The following is a 15,689-nucleotide window of genomic DNA, read 5'->3' on the forward strand; positions in this document are numbered from 1 at the left end:
CTTTTTGCCTTGAAGGGACAGCATCATGAGTGATTGGCCAGAGGGATACGGGCGGAGCCTGCTTGACGAGGTGGACAGCACCCTCGATGAGGCGGCGCGCCGCGCGCCCACATTGACCGGCCCTGAATGGATCATGGCCAAACGCCAGACCAAGGGGCGGGGGCGCCGTGGCCGCGCCTGGAAGGAGCCCAAGGGGAATTTTGCCGCAACACTCGTCATGCGGCCGGAGGGGCCGCCCGATCAGGTGGCGCTGCGCAGCTTTGTTGCGGCGCTGGCGCTTTATGATGCCTGTGTCGCGCTCTGCGGCGAGACGGCTGGACTTGCACTGAAATGGCCGAATGACGTGCTGCTGAATGGTGGCAAGCTGGCGGGGATCCTGCTGGAAAGCGCGGGGGCCGCCGCCGGTGTGACACATCTTGCGATCGGGATTGGTGTCAATCTGATCGAGACGCCGATGCAGGAATGGCTGGAACCGGGTGCTGTCTGGCCTGTCTCGCTGCTGTCGGAAACCGGGGTCCAGGTCACCCCAGAGGCGTTCCTGACCGCGCTTGCTGTCGCCTATGACCGCTATGAACGACAGTTTGTCACCTATGGGTTCGAGCCGATCCGCACCGCCTGGCTGGCCCGTGCTGCGCGCCTGGGCGAGGTGGTGGTGGCCCGCACCATGAACTCCGAAACCGAAGGCACCTTTGAGACAGTGGACGGCGGCGGCAACCTCGTCCTAAACACCGCCAAGGGCCGTGTCAGCATTCCGGCGGCGGATATCTTTTTCTAGGGCATAGGAACGGGGCAGGTCATGCTTTTGGCAGTCGATTGCGGCAACACCAATACTGTCTTCTCAATCTGGGACGGGGAGAATTTCATCGGCACCTGGCGTACCGCCACCGATTGGCGGCGCACGGCGGATCAGTATTTTGTCTGGCTCAATACGCTGATACGGCTACAGGGGATCGAAGCTGATATCACCGATATGATCATCTCCTCCACGGTCCCGCGCGTGGTGTTCAATCTGCGGGTGCTGGCGGATCGCTACTTCCACACCCGCCCCCTGGTGGTGGGTAAGCCTGACTGCCTGCTGCCGGTTGCGGTGCGGGTTGATCAGGGAACCAATGTCGGCCCGGACCGTTTGGTCAATACAGTCTCGGGGTTTGACAAATATGGCGGCAACCTCATCGTCGTCGATTTTGGCACGGCGACAACCTTTGACGTGGTGGCCGAGGATGGCGCCTACATTGGCGGTGTGATTGCGCCGGGGGTGAATTTGAGCCTGGAAGCCCTACATCAGGCAGCAGCGGCCCTGCCGCATGTGGATATTTCCAAACCCCAGTCGGTGATCGGCACCAATACGGTTGCATGTATGCAGTCAGGTGTGTTCTGGGGATACGTAGGACTGGTGCGCGAAATCTGCGCCCGCATCAAAGCGGAGCGCGACGTGCCGATGAAAGTAATCTCGACAGGCGGGCTGGCGCCTTTGTTCCAGCAAACAGCAGATCTGTTTGACGCATTTGAGGATGATCTCACGATGCATGGGCTACAGATCATACACAAATATAATAAGGATAACGGTCTCGAGGATGAGCACTGAACGTTTAATCTACCTGCCCCTCGGCGGGGCAGGCGAAATTGGTATGAACGCCTATATCTACGGCTACGGCAAACCGGGCAAGGAACGCCTGGTCCTGGTTGATCTTGGCGTTACTTTCCCGGACATGGACAGCACGCCCGGCGTGGATCTGATCATGCCGGACATCAGCTGGCTGAAGGAACGGGCCGACCAGCTGGAGGGGGTGTTCATCACCCATGCCCATGAGGATCACATCGGCGCCGTGGCGCATCTCTACCGTGACCTGAATGTGCCAATCTATGCCCGTGCCTTTACCGCAAATCTGGCGCGTCGCAAGATGGATGAGGCCGGTCTCGACAGCGAAGAGGTGAAAACCGTCTCCGCATGGCCAGAGGTCACCAAACTGGGGCCGTTTACCATCGGCGTTGCACCGATCTCACATTCCATCCCGGAGAGTGGCGGTCTGGTGATCGACACGCCTGCGGGCCGGGTCGTTCACACCGGTGATTTCAAAACCGACCCGACGCCGATTGTCGGCGAGGCATTTGATCCCGACATGTGGAGCGAGATTGCCAAGGATGGCGTCAAGGCGCTGGTCTGCGACTCCACCAATGTCTTCTCGCTGCATCCGGGCCGGTCTGAGGTCGATGTCGGACCCGAGATCACCCGCCTGGTGGGCGAGGCAGAGGGGATGGTGGTTGCCACCACGTTTGCCTCCAATGTCGCGCGGGTGAAAACCCTCGCCGAGGCCGGTCAGCGGGCCGGGCGCTCCATCGTGCTGCTGGGCCGCGCCATGCAGCGCATGATCGAAGCCGCCACCGAAACCGGCGTGCTCAAGGACTTTCCGAAGGTGGTCAGTGTCGAGGCCGCGCAAGAGCTGCCGCGTGAGAACCTGATGCTGATCGTGACTGGTAGCCAGGGCGAACGCCGTGCGGCGTCCGCCCAGCTGGCGCGCGGCAAGTATCGCGGGATCGAGGTTAAGGAGGGCGACCTGTTCCTGTTCTCCTCAAAGACCATTCCGGGCAATGAGCGTGGCGTCATTCGCATCATCAACCAGTTCTCCGAAAAGGGTGTGGATGTGGTCGACGACAGCTCCGGTCTCTACCATGTCTCCGGTCACGCAAACCGCCCCGATCTGGAGCGGATGCACGATATCATCAAGCCGCAGATGCTGATCCCGATGCACGGCGAGCACCGTCACCTGCGCCAGCACGCCCGTCTTGGCGAGGCCAAGGACATTGCCAGCGCGGTTGTGGTCAACGGTATGATGATGGACCTGTCCGGTGATCGCCCCAAGGTCGTGGATTATGTCGACACCGGTCGCACCTATCTGGATGGGTCGGTCAAATACGGTGCGCTGGATGGCGTGGTCCGGGACCGGATTCGCATGGCGCTGAACGGCCATGTCGTCGTCACCGTCATTCTTGACGAGGAAGATGAGCCATTGGGCGAACCCTGGTGCGATATCAAGGGGTTGGCCGAGACAGGCCGTTCCAATGCCGCGCTGGTCGAGGTGATGGAAGAGGATCTCAACCAGTTCATCATGCGCGCGGGTGCCAAAACACTGCGCGATGACGACAAGCTGGAAGAAAACCTTCGCCGCGTTGCCCGCCAGACAGCACAGAACGAGATTGGCAAGAAACCGGAAGTTACCGTGGTGGTCAGCCGGATGCGCTGATCGCTTCGGACCAAGTTGATAGACAGGCCCGCCGCAGTTTCTGTGGCGGGCCTTTTTTATGTGCACATCGGCCCTGTGGGCCACAGCCCACGCGCTTTATAGAAAAAGCCCCGGCGGTGGGGCCGGGGCTTTCTTCGGCTGCTAGGGGCAACCGTCAATCTATACTGCGCAGGCGTCGCTGCGGATGGGGTCAGGCGTGCCGGGGGCGCGACAGCAGCGCTGCAAGCTTGCCGGGCAGGCTGACGATCCCACGGCCCAGGCTGCGCAGGAAGGAAGCCATCGCCTGTGCGCGCAGCTCATGTGCGCGGGCTTCGATGGCACGGATTTCGTCGGCGGTCACAGTGGGGAACTCAAGGTTGTTCATGGCGGCTCTCATCTTGCTTAAGTGCGTCTTGTTGCCCTCCAGATAGGCGTTCCTGCCGGGGGCGACATCTGCAAAAATGGGCAATCCTGCCATGCTGCAAGTGCAAAGCTCATGAGAGAAATCGGGCGCTGTTTGCGGTCAGGTTTCTGATCACACATATGAAAAAGGGCTGCCCCAAGAGGCAGCCCTTCGGAATACGACTATGCGGTAGCCAGTTTAGCCGGCGCGGCGCTCGGCAAAGCTGAGTGCGATAAAGCTCGGCATATGGTCGCCCATGCCAACGACATTGTTGCGGTCGTTGCCACCACGTCCCCGGCCGGATTTCTGGTTGCCCTTCTGCCCGGTCTTGGGGGCGGAGGGTTTCTCAGCCGATTTCTGACGGGAGGAAGAGCGGCTATCGCTGCGCTTCTCCTGCTCGCCCTGCGGCTGCTCCGGCGTTGCCGCTTTGGCTTCAGCTGTCGGGGTATCCTTGGCCTGTGCCTCTGGCGCTGCGGTCTCTTCCTTGGCGGCCGATTCCTTGGCAGCCGGTGCACGGGTGGAAGACCTGCGGCTGCGGGTCTTGCGCTCTGTGGTCTCGCCGGTCGCTGCGTCCTTGCTGTCTTTTGCCGCTGGTTCGGCCTTTTTCAGCGGGTTCTCAAGACGCGGGATCTCGTTCTGGACAAGGCGCTCGATATCTTCGAGGTTCCTTTCGTCCTTGGGCACGCAGATCATCATCGCGGTGCCGTTACGGCCTGCGCGACCCGTCCGGCCGATGCGGTGAACATAGTCCTCGGCATGGCTCGGCACATCGAAGTTGAACACATGGCTGACGCTGGGCACATCAAGCCCGCGAGCGGCCACATCAGATGCCACCAGAAAGCGCAGCGACCCTTCGCGGAAGCCTTCCAGCGTCTTGGTGCGCTGGCTCTGATCAAGATCACCGTGGATCGGCGCCGCGTCATAGCCGTATTTCTTCAGCGATTTAGCAACGATATCCACATCCGTCTTACGGTTGCAGAAGATGATCGCATTGGTGCATTTCTCGCCTTCCTGATCAATCAGGTGGCGTAGAAGCTTCCGTTTCTCGCTGCCTTCACGATCGCGGCGCGAGGCTTTGAACAGCACAACACCCTGGGAAATATTCTCAGAGGTGGTTGCCTGCCGCGCCACTTCGACACGCTCCGGGGCGGAGAGGAAGGTATTGGTGATCCGCTCGATCTCCGGCGCCATGGTGGCGGAGAAGAACAGGGTCTGACGGGTGAAGGGCGTAAGGCCGAAGATGCGTTCGATATCGGGGATGAACCCCATGTCGAGCATACGGTCGGCTTCATCCACCACCATCACCTTGACGTCAGATAGGATCAGCTTGCCGCGCTCGAAATGGTCGAGCAGGCGACCGGGCGTTGCGATCAGAACGTCAACCCCCTTGTCGATCAGCGTGTCCTGTTCCTTGAAAGAGACACCGCCGATCAGCAGGGCCTTCGTCAGTTTCAGGTGTTTGGTATAGGTGTCGAAGTTCTCCGCCACCTGGGCTGCCAGCTCCCGCGTGGGGCAAAGCACCAGGCTGCGCGGCATCCGCGCACGCGCGCGGCCACGCGCCAGCAGAGTGATCATCGGCAAGGTGAACGAAGCCGTCTTGCCGGTGCCGGTCTGTGCGATCCCCAGCACATCGCGCCCTTCCAAGGCGGGCGGAATCGCCCCTGCCTGAATGGGGGTGGGGGTTTCGTAACCCGCTTCCTCAATCGCTTTGAGGACTTTGGGGTTCAGGTTCAGATCTGAAAATTTTGTCATATGCGTCCGTTTTTGCGGACACTGACCTGGCCCGCGCGTGTATGTCAGGGCCGATTCCGCATGGTCTTGCGTCCTGTCTCTATCGGCTTGCGCGGGGCATAGCAAAATCCGCTGCAATCGTCAAACGAAGCCGGGTTTTCGGCGCGTATTGATTGAAAAACGGGCAAACTCGAAACAGTTTATTCAAATTGCGGGAAATGTTCACGCCGTTTGGCGGTCAGATCCAGCGGGCAGTGGTGGATCATCCCACGATTTTGCAGCCGTTGATAGATGTCTGGCGCCTCTGCGTTGATTTCACCAAAGAAACGCTTCAGCCCTTCAGAACCGTGCTCTTCCTCGATCATCGACAGCAGATCATGGGTGTTCAACCCGCCGAGGTTGCGCGAAAACCCGGCAGCCAGACCCGGACGATAAGAGCCCTGCTTGAGCCGGAACCGATAGCTGTCCTGCCAGGCCTCCCAACTCGGGGCGTGGCGATGACAGATCTGCAGGGCGTCCTGCTCCTGCTCGTGCGTGTTTTTTTCACCATGCTGGAACAGGTTGTGGATTCGGAACTGAATGTCAGGCAGGCCGGTGCGGGCGAACAGCTTGCCTGCAGTATGGCTGAGGAACCCGCCTTTCAGGAAGACACCAAATTCGGGATAGATCGCGCGGACCTGCTGTTCGCGGTCGGCTGCACTGGCAATCATGGATTTATACATATCCACCCGCCCAGCAAGCGCTTCCAGCGGGCGCATCCGCAAGACATCGGTTTCAGCGGGCAGGGCAGCCAGTATTTCGCCAATCTGCGGCCTCGCACCTCTTGCCGAGATATGGGGCCAGAGAAATTCATCCACATCTATATGGGCGACCCAATCGGCCTGGATCCGGCCGTAGGCATGGGTCGCATTCATCGTCTGGCGCGCCTGGTGCATCTTCGGGCGCGGTTTCTTGCGCTGGCTCCAGTGGCTGTCGTCGCAGGTGGTGACCCGCACCTTTGGATGTGCTTTCAGATGCGGATAGGCCTCAGGATTCGGCGCATCCAGATAGAGATGAAGCCGATGGGCCCCCAGATCCAGATGATAGGCGGCGAAATTCAGGATGGTCTCTGCATCGGCCTTGATCGTGCTGACGATGCCCCATTTCGGATCGTTGGGCCTGCTCATGATTTGCGGGGTTTCTTGTACCGCTGAATGCGGCCGAAAATGCTGCGGGGATCGTCCATGACCATTCGCAGCATCCGCACACCAAGCGGGCGCAGCACGGCATCGTCCTCGACCTGGCGCCAGAGCCGCGCCAGCATGTACCGATCCAGATCTCCGTGGGGCAGGTGATAGGGCTTCATGCCAAAGCCGATATCATCAAGCTTCTTGCCTTTCACCCGAGGAAAGCCGCTGTCGGTCGGCCGTCCTGACAGCCGACGTTCGCTATCGTGCAGTGCGATCAGGTGAAACAGCATCTGGAGCCCCTGACCACCAAGCCGCTGCTCCATGGTATCCCCATGATCGGCAAAGGTGGCGGCGGCGGAAATCAACCAGCGTGTGGGCAGCTCGGCGGCGAGCATCGGGCCGTGTTCGCGCCAGATCCGCAGAAAGAGGCTGCGCGCTTGCTCTGGCGGATCCCGGCGCCGCAGAATCGCGATGCACAGCGCATGTCGTGCCCAAAGTTCGGGCTGACCTGCGAACTCGGCTCGCAGGGCCTCCCATTTCCGCGCGATATGCCGACTGGGCAGATCGTCCTCTGGTGACTGTAGTGCGGCCTCGGGCAGGGGGGCGAGCAGCGACGAGAGATCCACATCCACCGGCGGCAGCGCCGACGCCGGATCTATGAAGGGGGTCTCTTTTTTATCAAGCTGGCGCAGCAGGCTGTAGAACCCGCCAGGATAGGTTTCGTTGTCGATATCCATGGCGGGGTCTGATGTCACCTATGTGTCAGGGTGCTGGTCTTAAACCATCATCTCCTTGGTCGCCGTCAGTTTCAAGTCTGGATAGTCGCGCTCTACACGGTCGATATCCCACTGCAGGCGGGTCAGATAGACCACGTCGCCGTCATGGTCATGGGCAATGTGCTGCTTGTTGGTGTTGATGAATTTATCAAGCGCGGTCTTGTCGCCACTGACCCAGCGGGCCGAGGTGAACTGCGAGGCTTCGAAGCGCACCGGCAGGCCGTATTCCATCTCGATACGGCTCGCCAGCACTTCGAATTGCAGCTGGCCGACCACACCCACGATAAAGCCGGAGCCGATCGAGGGTTTGAAGACCTTTGCGGCACCTTCCTCGGCAAATTGCATCAGCGCCTTTTCCAGGTGCTTGGCCTTCATCGGGTCACCCGCGCGCACCCCCTGCAACAGTTCCGGCGCAAAGGACGGAATGCCGCTGACACGCAGCGCCTCTCCTTCGGTCAGCGTGTCGCCGATGCGCAGCTGGCCGTGGTTCGGGATGCCGATGATGTCACCAGCCCAGGCTTCCTCGGCCAGCTCGCGGTCAGAGGCCAGGAACAACACCGGGTTGGAGATGGCCATCGGCTTCTTTGAGCGCACATGGGTCAGCTTCATACCGCGTTTGAAATGGCCCGAGGCCAGCCGGACAAAGGCCACACGGTCGCGGTGCTTGGGATCCATATTGGCCTGCACCTTGAATACAAAACCGGCAACCTTCGTCTCATCCGGCGCAATCTGGCGCGGCAGCGCCGATTGTGGCTGCGGCTCGGGTCCGTAGGTGCTGATGCCATCCATCAGTTCCTTCACGCCAAAGGAATTGATCGCCGAGCCGAACCAGATCGGCGTCATATGCCCCTCAAGCACCGATTGCGGATCCAGTGCAGGCAGCAGCTCGCGGGCCATTTCGACCTCTTCCAGCAGCTTCTCAAGCAGATGTGCAGGCACATGCTCGGCCAGCTTGGGATCGTCCAACCCCTCAATCGCGATGCTTTCGGCGATCTTGTTGCGATCCGCGCGGTCCATCAGTTCCAGCCGGTCGCGCAGCATGTCGTAACAACCGATGAAATCACGGCCAACGCCGATCGGCCAGCTGGCGGGCGTCACGTCAATCGCAAGGTTCTGCTGGATCTCGTCGATGATCTCAAAGGTGTCCCGGCTCTCTCGGTCCATCTTGTTACAGAACGTCAGAATCGGCAGGTCGCGCAGGCGGCAGACTTCAAACAGCTTCTGGGTCTGGCTTTCCACACCCTTGGCACCGTCGATCACCATCACCGCCGCGTCCACCGCCGTCAGCGTGCGATAGGTATCTTCCGAGAAATCGGAGTGACCGGGTGTGTCCACCAGATTGAAGCGGTAGCTGTTGTAGTCAAACGACATGGCCGAGGCTGAGACGGAGATCCCGCGGTCCTTCTCCATCTGCATGAAATCCGACCGCGTGCGCCGTGCCTCGCCTTTGGCGCGCACCTGACCTGCCATCTGAATAGCACCGCCATAAAGCAGGAACTTTTCAGTCAGCGTGGTTTTGCCGGCATCCGGATGCGAAATGATCGCAAAGGTGCGGCGCCGGGCAATTTCGGCCGGCAGGTCGGGGCGGTTTGGGACGATATCGAGCATGAGCGCGCGTATATCAGGATGGCGGGCCGAGGCAAGAAAAACAGGGCGACAGCCGTTGCGTCGCGGTCCTGATAGCTGAGGCCGACTGGTTACTCCCAGACCAGCGTCTGCCCTCCAAGGCAGGCCGGCATGGCATCTGGCGGCAGCTGACCCAGCTGTTCAAAAAAGGTGAAGGCATCGAACTTGGAACTCAGCTCGGCGATTTTGCCGTCCGTAAACCGAATCATCATGATCCCCTCGGCACTGACCGGCGTCATCCCGTCCGGGCCATCAGAGGTCAGCAGATAGCGTGTCGAGGTCCAGTCGCCATCCTCGATATACTGCAGGATTTGAACGCGGAATTTGCCCGCAAGCTTGTGAACGACGTCAATCAGGACGGGATAGTCCTGACGTGGATTGGGGAGCCCGTCGAGCAGTTCGGTCGTATCCAGAGAGGGGGCCAGCATCTCGGCAAACGCGGCCATGTTGCGTTTCTCCCAGACCTCGAAAAACCAGCGCTGCACCAGTTGCTGTTTTGTCATCGTCAGGCAAAGTCCCATAGAGTCCATAAGGAGAAAATTCCCCATATGGTTGAATTGTAGGGGCAATTCTATCAGTAATCGTAAACTCGCTTCGCCTCTCGCCCAGTTCCCGGGCATCTGTTGCGGCCCCGCACATCCCGGCGCGAAGGGGCCACATACCAGCGTGTTTACATCGGGCGCCGCTCCAGGCCCGAGATGCGCGGTGGTTGACCGGGGATCAGGCCCGGCGTGCGGATCAGCTTCTCCTGCGGCAGCGCAGCCCGTGTCAGCGGATCAAGCAGCAGGCTCTCAGCGGCGATCCCTTCGGCAAAGATGATCTGGTGGCGATCAAACAGCAGCTGGAAATAGTCGATGAAGCCGCCGGTTCGTTCGACAATGTCGATGCCATTGACCAGTTCGCGTGCGCGCACCAGCTGATCTGGTCGGCCACGGCGGCGACCTTCACGACAGCGATGCACCAGCAACCGGTGGTCCGGGCTGACAAGCAGGTCATTTGCGTTGTTGAGCGCCCCGGCCCGGATCAGGATCGGAGCCATTTCTCCAACCGCACGGCTGGTGCATTGGCCGATCCAGCGCACCACTTGGGCACCGGCATCGCGGGTCAGAACCCGGTCGCCTACCTGTAGATCCTCAATCGGTCGCTGGGCGCCGGTGTCCAGGGTGATATGTGTTCCGCGCGTGAAGGAGACACAGGCAAGCTGTGCAAGCCGCTGGCGCGTGCCCTCGCGGGTCTTGCGCACAAGGGTATAGCCGGTCTGCGGCAGCAAGGGGGCAAGCGGCAGCAGATAGATCGCCGCGATCAACCCTTCGTCATCGACCTCAACCACCACCAGCGCCTCCACATTGGCGCCGATATCCGGCATCAGCGTCAACAGGCAATCCAGATGCAGCCGGGCACCGGGTGCACCTGTTGCGCTGTCCTGACCAAGAACAAGCTGCCCGTCAGCGCGTGCGGTCAACGACAATTGGCGCGGTGGCGCGTTGCGCATCAGCTGATAGACGTCGTCCAGATGCAGGTCATCATATACCCCAAGCCCATCGCCCATATTCGCGCCCATCTCGACGCAGAAATCGGCGGCAGGAAAAACAGCAAGAATCTGGGCGGCAACGGGGCTCTGATGCAGCTGTGTCAGCATGAATAACCTAACCAGTATCGTGTGCGCATCCTGCGCGTATGACCTTCTTTCTTGCGGCGAAATGTGGCGAGATGCGGACCAGAGCGGGGTGGTTTTGCGAAGCCGCAAGGGGAAACTGCCAAAGCCGGCAGGGCAGGGGATGACCTCCGGATCGCCGATGGCATCGGGGCTGGTCAATCCCGGGGCGAGCGTGCAAGCTTCGGGCAACAGAACAGATGCGTGATCCGGTCCGCCACATCAGCCCATCGGGCAGCTGACAGGCGGACGACGACGCGCCGTAACAGGGAGAGATCTGATGGATTTGGGATTGTCGGGAAAGCGGGCGTTGGTCTGTGCCAGCAGCAAGGGGCTGGGGCTGGGCTGTGCTGAGGCTCTGGCCGAGGCGGGCGTGGATCTGGTGATGAACGCGCGCGGCGAAGAGGCGCTTCTGGCGTCAGCCCAGTCGATCCGCGATGTGCATGGTGTCAATGTCGAAACCATTGCTGCTGACATCACCACCGAGGCAGGGCAGGCCGAGGTTATCGCCGCGGCAGAGGGCGTTGATATCCTTGTCACCAACGCGGGCGGGCCACCACCGGGCATGTGGTCCGATTGGGGCCGTGATGATTTCATCAGGGCGCTGGATGCCAACATGCTGACGCCGATCGCGCTGATCAGGGCGCTGGTCCCCGGCATGATGGAACGCGGATGGGGCCGTGTCGTCAACATCACCTCACAGTCGGTGAAGGCACCGATAGCGGTTCTGGGCCTCTCCAATGCGGCGCGCACCGGGCTAACCGGCTATGTGGCAGGCACCTCGCGCCAGGTCGCGTCCAGGGGCGTGACCATCAACAATCTGCTTCCCGGCATCCATGCCACTGACCGCGCGGTCTCGCTGGATACGGGCGTGGCCCAGCAACAGGGGATATCGCTTGAGGAAGCGGCCGAACAGCGCGCCGCCAGCATTCCCGCCGGGCGCTACGGCACGCGGCAGGAATTTGGCGCTACCTGCGCCTTTCTCTGCTCCCAGCATGCGGGTTTTATCATTGGCCAGAATATTCTGTTGGATGGCGGCGCCACCAATATGACCATCTGATGGGGGCGGCAGCGTGGCATCCGGTTTTTCGCTGAAGGATCAGTTATTTAATCTTGAGAAGACCCGCTATCTCGCGGGTCTCTTTGCGGCGGCGGACCCGGGGTTTGAAGCGGACAGATTTGTGTCCGAGGTGATGGCGGATCTGCCCGATCTGGAGCTGAAGCAGCGCATCGCGCTGATTGCCGATGTGCTGGCCCGCCACCTACCGGAGGATCTGGAGGCCGCAGCACCGGTGTTGCGGCGCGCCTTGCCACCGCCGCTGGACCCAAGCCTGAGCGATGATGACTTCGGTGATTTCATATTTGCGCCTTTGGGGGAATTTGTGGTGCTGCGCGGGCTGGACCAGGCGCCGGAGCTGTCGTTGCAGCTGCTCCGCGACATCACGCAGCGGTTCTCGATGGAATGGGCGATACGTCCCTTTTTGACCCGCTGGACCGATCTGACGCTGGCAGAGATGCAGCACTGGGCCACGAGCGACAATTATCATGTCCGCCGTCTGGTGAGCGAGGGCACCCGTCCAAGGCTACCCTGGGGGCAGTCGGTACCGCTGTCTCTTGCGCAGCCCTTGCCGCTGTTGGATCAGCTTCACGCAGATCCAACCCGCTATGTCACCCGCTCGGTCGCCAACCACCTGAATGACATCTCGAAAAAGGAGCCGGAACTGGTGCTGGACCGGCTACGCAGCTGGCAGGCGGCCGACCAGCAGCGCCCGGAGGAGCTGGCCTGGATCACGGCCCATGCCCTGCGCGGTCTCGTCAAAGAGGGTCATACAGGCGCCATGCAGATGCTGGGCTATGATCCCGAGGCCGCCGTCAAGGCGACGCTGGCGCTTGCCAAGGAGCCGGTCCATATCGGCGGAGCCCTGCAATTTGACTGCCATCTGGACGGCGCGCCCGGCGCCCCTGTGCTGGTGGATTATCGCCTGCATTTCCAGCGGCCCGGAGGCAAGGTCTCGGCGAAGGTCTTCAAACTGAAACAGACGGCGATCTCCGATGGCGGCACCCGTCTCAGCAAGCGCCATCCGCTGAAAGCCGGTGCCAGCACCTTTACGCTGGTGCCGGGGCCGCATCGGCTGGAGTTGCTGGTCAATGGCCGGGTGCGGGATGATCTCACCTTTGATCTGCTGGAGCCTATGAGCTAGCAGTCCGCCCTCGGTTTACCCTCTGCCAGCCGCCCCTCCGTCAGCGGTGAGTTTGCCCGATCCAAAGCGCGATCTGTCGCGCCGCGCCCCGTTCCCTTGCATGGGGGCAGCGGGGTTGATATCTGCGAGCTAAACCAGATCGTTTTGATCAGAAACCAGTTACGAGGTCGCATGACATCTGCCCCCCTTGATCCGATGGTTGGCACCGATAGACCCGCCGTGACCGCACCACGTCTGGAGATCCGCAACCTGCGGCGCTTCTTTGACGGGCGGGCGGTGGTGGATGACGTGTCGCTACAGATCCAGGCCGGTCAGGTGACCTGTCTTCTGGGGCCTTCGGGCTGTGGTAAATCCACCACTTTGCGGATGATTGCCGGCGTCGAGATGCAGGACAGCGGCGAGATTTACGTCGATGGCAAGCTGATCTGCGACACCGTGTTCCGCGTTCCGCCCGAACGCAGGGAAATCGGGCTTATGTTTCAGGACTTTGCCCTGTTCCCGCATCTGAGCGTGGCCGACAATGTCGCCTTCGGACTGAAGGGCAGCAAGGACGAGAAACGCCTCCGGGTGCAGGAGCTGCTGCAGAAGGTGTCGCTGTCGCAATATATCGACGAATTCCCCCATCAGCTGTCGGGCGGCGAACAGCAGCGGGTGGCCCTGGCCCGCGCGCTGGCGCCCAAGCCGCGCATCATGCTGATGGATGAGCCGTTCTCCGGGCTGGACAATCGCCTGCGCGACGGCATTCGCGACGAGACCCTGACATTGCTGAAGGAAGAGGATGCTGCCGTCCTGCTGGTCACCCATGAGCCGGAAGAGGCGATGCGGATGGCTGATGAGATTGCGCTGATGCGGTCCGGTAAGATCGTGCAGCAGGGGGCGCCCTATAATGTCTATACCCGTCCGGTCGATCGTGCGGCGGTGGGGTTCTTCAGCGACACCAATGTTCTTCATGCCGAAGTGAATGGCGCTCTGGCCGAAACGCCCTTTGGTCAGTTTCTGGCGCCGGGTGTGCCTGATGGCACCAAGGTCGACATCGTGTTCCGCCCCCAACATCTGCGCATTGATTTTGATCGGAACGGGCGCGGCCCGCACCCGACCCCCAGCGACGGGGTAGCCGCGCGCGGCGTGGTCGAGCGGGCGCGCTTTCTAGGGCATGAGAGCCTGGTTGAATTTCGCATGGATTTCGATGGCAGCGTGCTGAAGGCGACTGTGCCCAATGTATTTCTGCCGGATGCAGGCCGGGTGATGTGGCTCACGGTTCGGCGCAACCGGTGCTTCGTCTTCCCGACCGGCAGCTGAGCTACATCCATCAGCCGGTCGTTGGCCCCGCAGCAGCATCGGACGTGTCGGCATAGGGCTGGTAGTCCATCAACCGTTTGCCGGGCTCATCCACGAACAGCTCGGGCAGGGGTTTGGCCGCCTCGATCAGGTCCACACGGAACACCCGGAAATCGCCACGCGTTTCGCACCAGGCGGTCAGCGTCCAGACCCGGCCCCAATACTCCATATGCAAGGGTCGGATGACGCGCTCTGTCAGCGTCTCATCAATGCGGCGATAGGTCAGATACAGCTTCTGGCGGGCCTTTATCGCGGCCCGCAAGGTTGGCATCTGCGTAAAGCCCCGCGCAGCATCGGCAAAGGGGTAGACGGCGAACTTCCACGCATCCGCCTCGGCGATGGTACCTTCGGGCAGCACCGCGTCCACCTTGGCGGCCAGCCTCTCTGCGGCGGCCTTCAAATCCGGATCGGCGGCCTCGGCCACAATCGCCATGCCCAGGTTCAGCGCCTCCAGCTCCTCCGCAGTCAGCGTCAGCGGCGGCAGCGTGATCGCTTCGCGCACCATATAGCCGACCCCTCTTGCGCCCTCCACCGGGACACCGCTGGCAACCAGCGTATCCATGTCGCGGTAGATCGTCCGGGTCGAGACTTCCAGCCGTTCGGCGATATCCTGTGCGCGGTGCAATTTCCCGTCGCGCAGGATCTGGATAATATCAAAGAGGCGATCAGTACGGCGCATGATCTAGCCTTGGAACGGCGCGGGGAGGAGGTCAAGGCCCGACACCACGCGCAGTGATTGACGCCCCCCGCCGGATAGAGGGCGGATGCAGCGCATCCACCCTCCGTACTTGACCTGAGCCTGGCTTGCGCCCCTCAGGAGGCCATGCTCCACTGTACCTCCTCATGACGCATCTGCGCAGTGCCCTCGGCAATCGCCTGCATCAGGCTGGCGCAGAAGTCCTGCTTGTGGAACTCAGCCGCGACCGACTTGGCGGTTTCCATGTCTGCCCAGATGACATAATCGGTCCAGCGCCCGTCCTCGCCGCAACTCAGCTGTCGGTGAACAAATCCGGGCTGGGCGCGAACGAAGGATTCGCTGGCCTGGCTCAGCACGATGAATTCCGCCTCGCTCACACCTTCGGCCAGTTTGAAGGTCACAATCTCTGCAACATGTTTGCTCATCACGTCTCTCCTTGAATGCTGTGATGGGGGTGGTGTAGAGCAGTCCAACTGACATAAACCTGTCAGTTGTGTTTTCAGCAGCGCGGAAAAATGCAGTTTTGCGTGGAATCCACGCCCCTGCCGATGTCTCACCGCTTTTCCCGCCGGGGGCTCGGCGCTTAAAAACAGGTCAAACAACAACGCAGACCGTCTCCCGGCGGATCTGCCGCAGAAGGAGACGCTCTCATGCTTAACAATATCGGCCTTCCCGGCCTGCTGCTCATCGCCGTCGTGGTTCTGGTCCTCTTTGGCCGCGGCAAGATTTCCTCGCTGATGGGTGAGGTCGGCAAAGGCATCACCGCCTTCAAAAAGGGCGTGAACGACAGCACCAAGGAACTGGAAGAAGAGACCACCGCCGAGACCGCGCGCGACGTGACGCCCGAGACCGAAAAAGACAAGGTCTAAGCCG

General features: G+C 61.1%; 16 protein-coding genes. 7 read left to right on the top strand and 9 right to left on the bottom strand.

Annotated features, from left to right (window positions below; translation table 11 throughout):
* Positions 1-25: 25 nt before the first annotated feature.
* The 3 genes from VXL81_RS09900 to VXL81_RS09910 are packed head-to-tail and all read left to right on the top strand — an operon-like array spanning position 26 to position 3,242.
* The gene (locus VXL81_RS09900; RefSeq protein WP_416537790.1) at positions 26-775 is read left to right on the top strand and encodes a biotin--[acetyl-CoA-carboxylase] ligase; all 750 of its coding nucleotides are present in this window, start codon (positions 26-28) and stop codon (positions 773-775) included.
* A gap of 21 nt (positions 776-796) precedes the next feature.
* Entirely contained in the window at positions 797-1,585 is a 789-nt protein-coding gene (locus tag VXL81_RS09905; protein ID WP_340545130.1) for a type III pantothenate kinase, read from the top strand.
* Positions 1,575-3,242 (top strand): ribonuclease J, encoded by a 1,668-nt coding sequence (locus tag VXL81_RS09910; protein WP_416554060.1) that lies wholly within the window; start codon positions 1,575-1,577, stop codon positions 3,240-3,242. Before VXL81_RS09905 ends, VXL81_RS09910 begins: the two co-directional genes overlap by 11 nt.
* A 190-nt stretch (positions 3,243-3,432) precedes the next feature.
* Here VXL81_RS09910 and VXL81_RS09915 read toward each other — a convergent pair whose 3' ends face one another.
* From VXL81_RS09915 to VXL81_RS09945, 7 genes are all read right to left on the bottom strand, one after another.
* Positions 3,433-3,606 carry an RSP_7527 family protein gene (locus VXL81_RS09915; RefSeq protein ID WP_374015318.1) on the bottom strand — a complete coding sequence of 58 codons (174 nt, stop codon included), beginning with the start codon at positions 3,604-3,606 and terminating at the stop codon, positions 3,433-3,435.
* A 216-nt stretch (positions 3,607-3,822) separates the two neighbouring features.
* Positions 3,823-5,376, bottom strand: a complete 1,554-nt coding sequence (locus tag VXL81_RS09920) for a DEAD/DEAH box helicase (RefSeq protein ID WP_416537788.1) — start codon at positions 5,374-5,376, stop codon at positions 3,823-3,825.
* Positions 5,377-5,555: 179 nt separating this feature from the next.
* Entirely contained in the window at positions 5,556-6,521 is a 966-nt protein-coding gene (locus VXL81_RS09925) for a glycosyltransferase family 2 protein (RefSeq protein WP_416554062.1), read from the bottom strand.
* A complete protein-coding gene (locus VXL81_RS09930; RefSeq protein WP_416544719.1) occupies positions 6,518-7,279 on the bottom strand; it encodes a hypothetical protein in 762 nt (253 codons plus the stop codon). Before VXL81_RS09930 ends, VXL81_RS09925 begins: the two co-directional genes overlap by 4 nt.
* A 21-nt stretch (positions 7,280-7,300) precedes the next feature.
* Positions 7,301-8,908, bottom strand: coding sequence for a peptide chain release factor 3 (locus VXL81_RS09935; protein ID WP_340545136.1), 1,608 nt, complete (start codon positions 8,906-8,908; stop codon positions 7,301-7,303).
* Between the two features lie 89 nt (positions 8,909-8,997).
* Complete coding sequence (locus tag VXL81_RS09940) at positions 8,998-9,429, bottom strand: nuclear transport factor 2 family protein (RefSeq protein WP_340545137.1); 432 nt, start codon at positions 9,427-9,429, stop codon at positions 8,998-9,000.
* Between the two features lie 167 nt (positions 9,430-9,596).
* A complete protein-coding gene (locus tag VXL81_RS09945) occupies positions 9,597-10,565 on the bottom strand; it encodes a Hint domain-containing protein (protein ID WP_416554064.1) in 969 nt (322 codons plus the stop codon).
* Positions 10,566-10,860: 295 nt separating this feature from the next.
* On the opposite strand from VXL81_RS09945, the gene VXL81_RS09950 reads away from it, so the two are divergent.
* The 3 genes from VXL81_RS09950 (at position 10,861) to VXL81_RS09960 (ending at position 14,080) form a co-directional block, all read left to right on the top strand.
* Positions 10,861-11,640 carry an SDR family oxidoreductase gene (locus VXL81_RS09950; RefSeq protein ID WP_340545139.1) on the top strand — a complete coding sequence of 260 codons (780 nt, stop codon included), beginning with the start codon at positions 10,861-10,863 and terminating at the stop codon, positions 11,638-11,640.
* Positions 11,641-11,653: 13 nt separating this feature from the next.
* Positions 11,654-12,781 (top strand): hypothetical protein, encoded by a 1,128-nt coding sequence (locus VXL81_RS09955; protein WP_416554066.1) that lies wholly within the window; start codon positions 11,654-11,656, stop codon positions 12,779-12,781.
* Between the two features lie 171 nt (positions 12,782-12,952).
* Positions 12,953-14,080 carry an ABC transporter ATP-binding protein gene (locus VXL81_RS09960; RefSeq protein ID WP_340545141.1) on the top strand — a complete coding sequence of 376 codons (1,128 nt, stop codon included), beginning with the start codon at positions 12,953-12,955 and terminating at the stop codon, positions 14,078-14,080.
* 10 nt (positions 14,081-14,090) lie between these two features.
* Here VXL81_RS09960 and VXL81_RS09965 read toward each other — a convergent pair whose 3' ends face one another.
* Positions 14,091-14,798: a helix-turn-helix transcriptional regulator gene (locus VXL81_RS09965; protein WP_416554068.1), complete on the bottom strand. Its 708-nt coding sequence runs from the start codon at positions 14,796-14,798 to the stop codon at positions 14,091-14,093.
* Between the two features lie 134 nt (positions 14,799-14,932).
* Positions 14,933-15,241, bottom strand: a complete 309-nt coding sequence (locus VXL81_RS09970) for an antibiotic biosynthesis monooxygenase family protein (RefSeq protein WP_416535921.1) — start codon at positions 15,239-15,241, stop codon at positions 14,933-14,935.
* Positions 15,242-15,466: 225 nt separating this feature from the next.
* Between VXL81_RS09970 and tatA the strand changes: the two genes are divergently transcribed.
* Positions 15,467-15,685 carry a twin-arginine translocase TatA/TatE family subunit gene (gene tatA, locus VXL81_RS09975; RefSeq protein WP_260080776.1) on the top strand — a complete coding sequence of 73 codons (219 nt, stop codon included), beginning with the start codon at positions 15,467-15,469 and terminating at the stop codon, positions 15,683-15,685.
* The last annotated feature ends 4 nt before the right edge of the window (positions 15,686-15,689 follow it).

The sequence above is a fragment of the Phaeobacter sp. JH204B genome (assembly GCF_048055755.1).
Lineage (GTDB): Bacteria > Pseudomonadota > Alphaproteobacteria > Rhodobacterales > Rhodobacteraceae > Phaeobacter > Phaeobacter bryozoorum.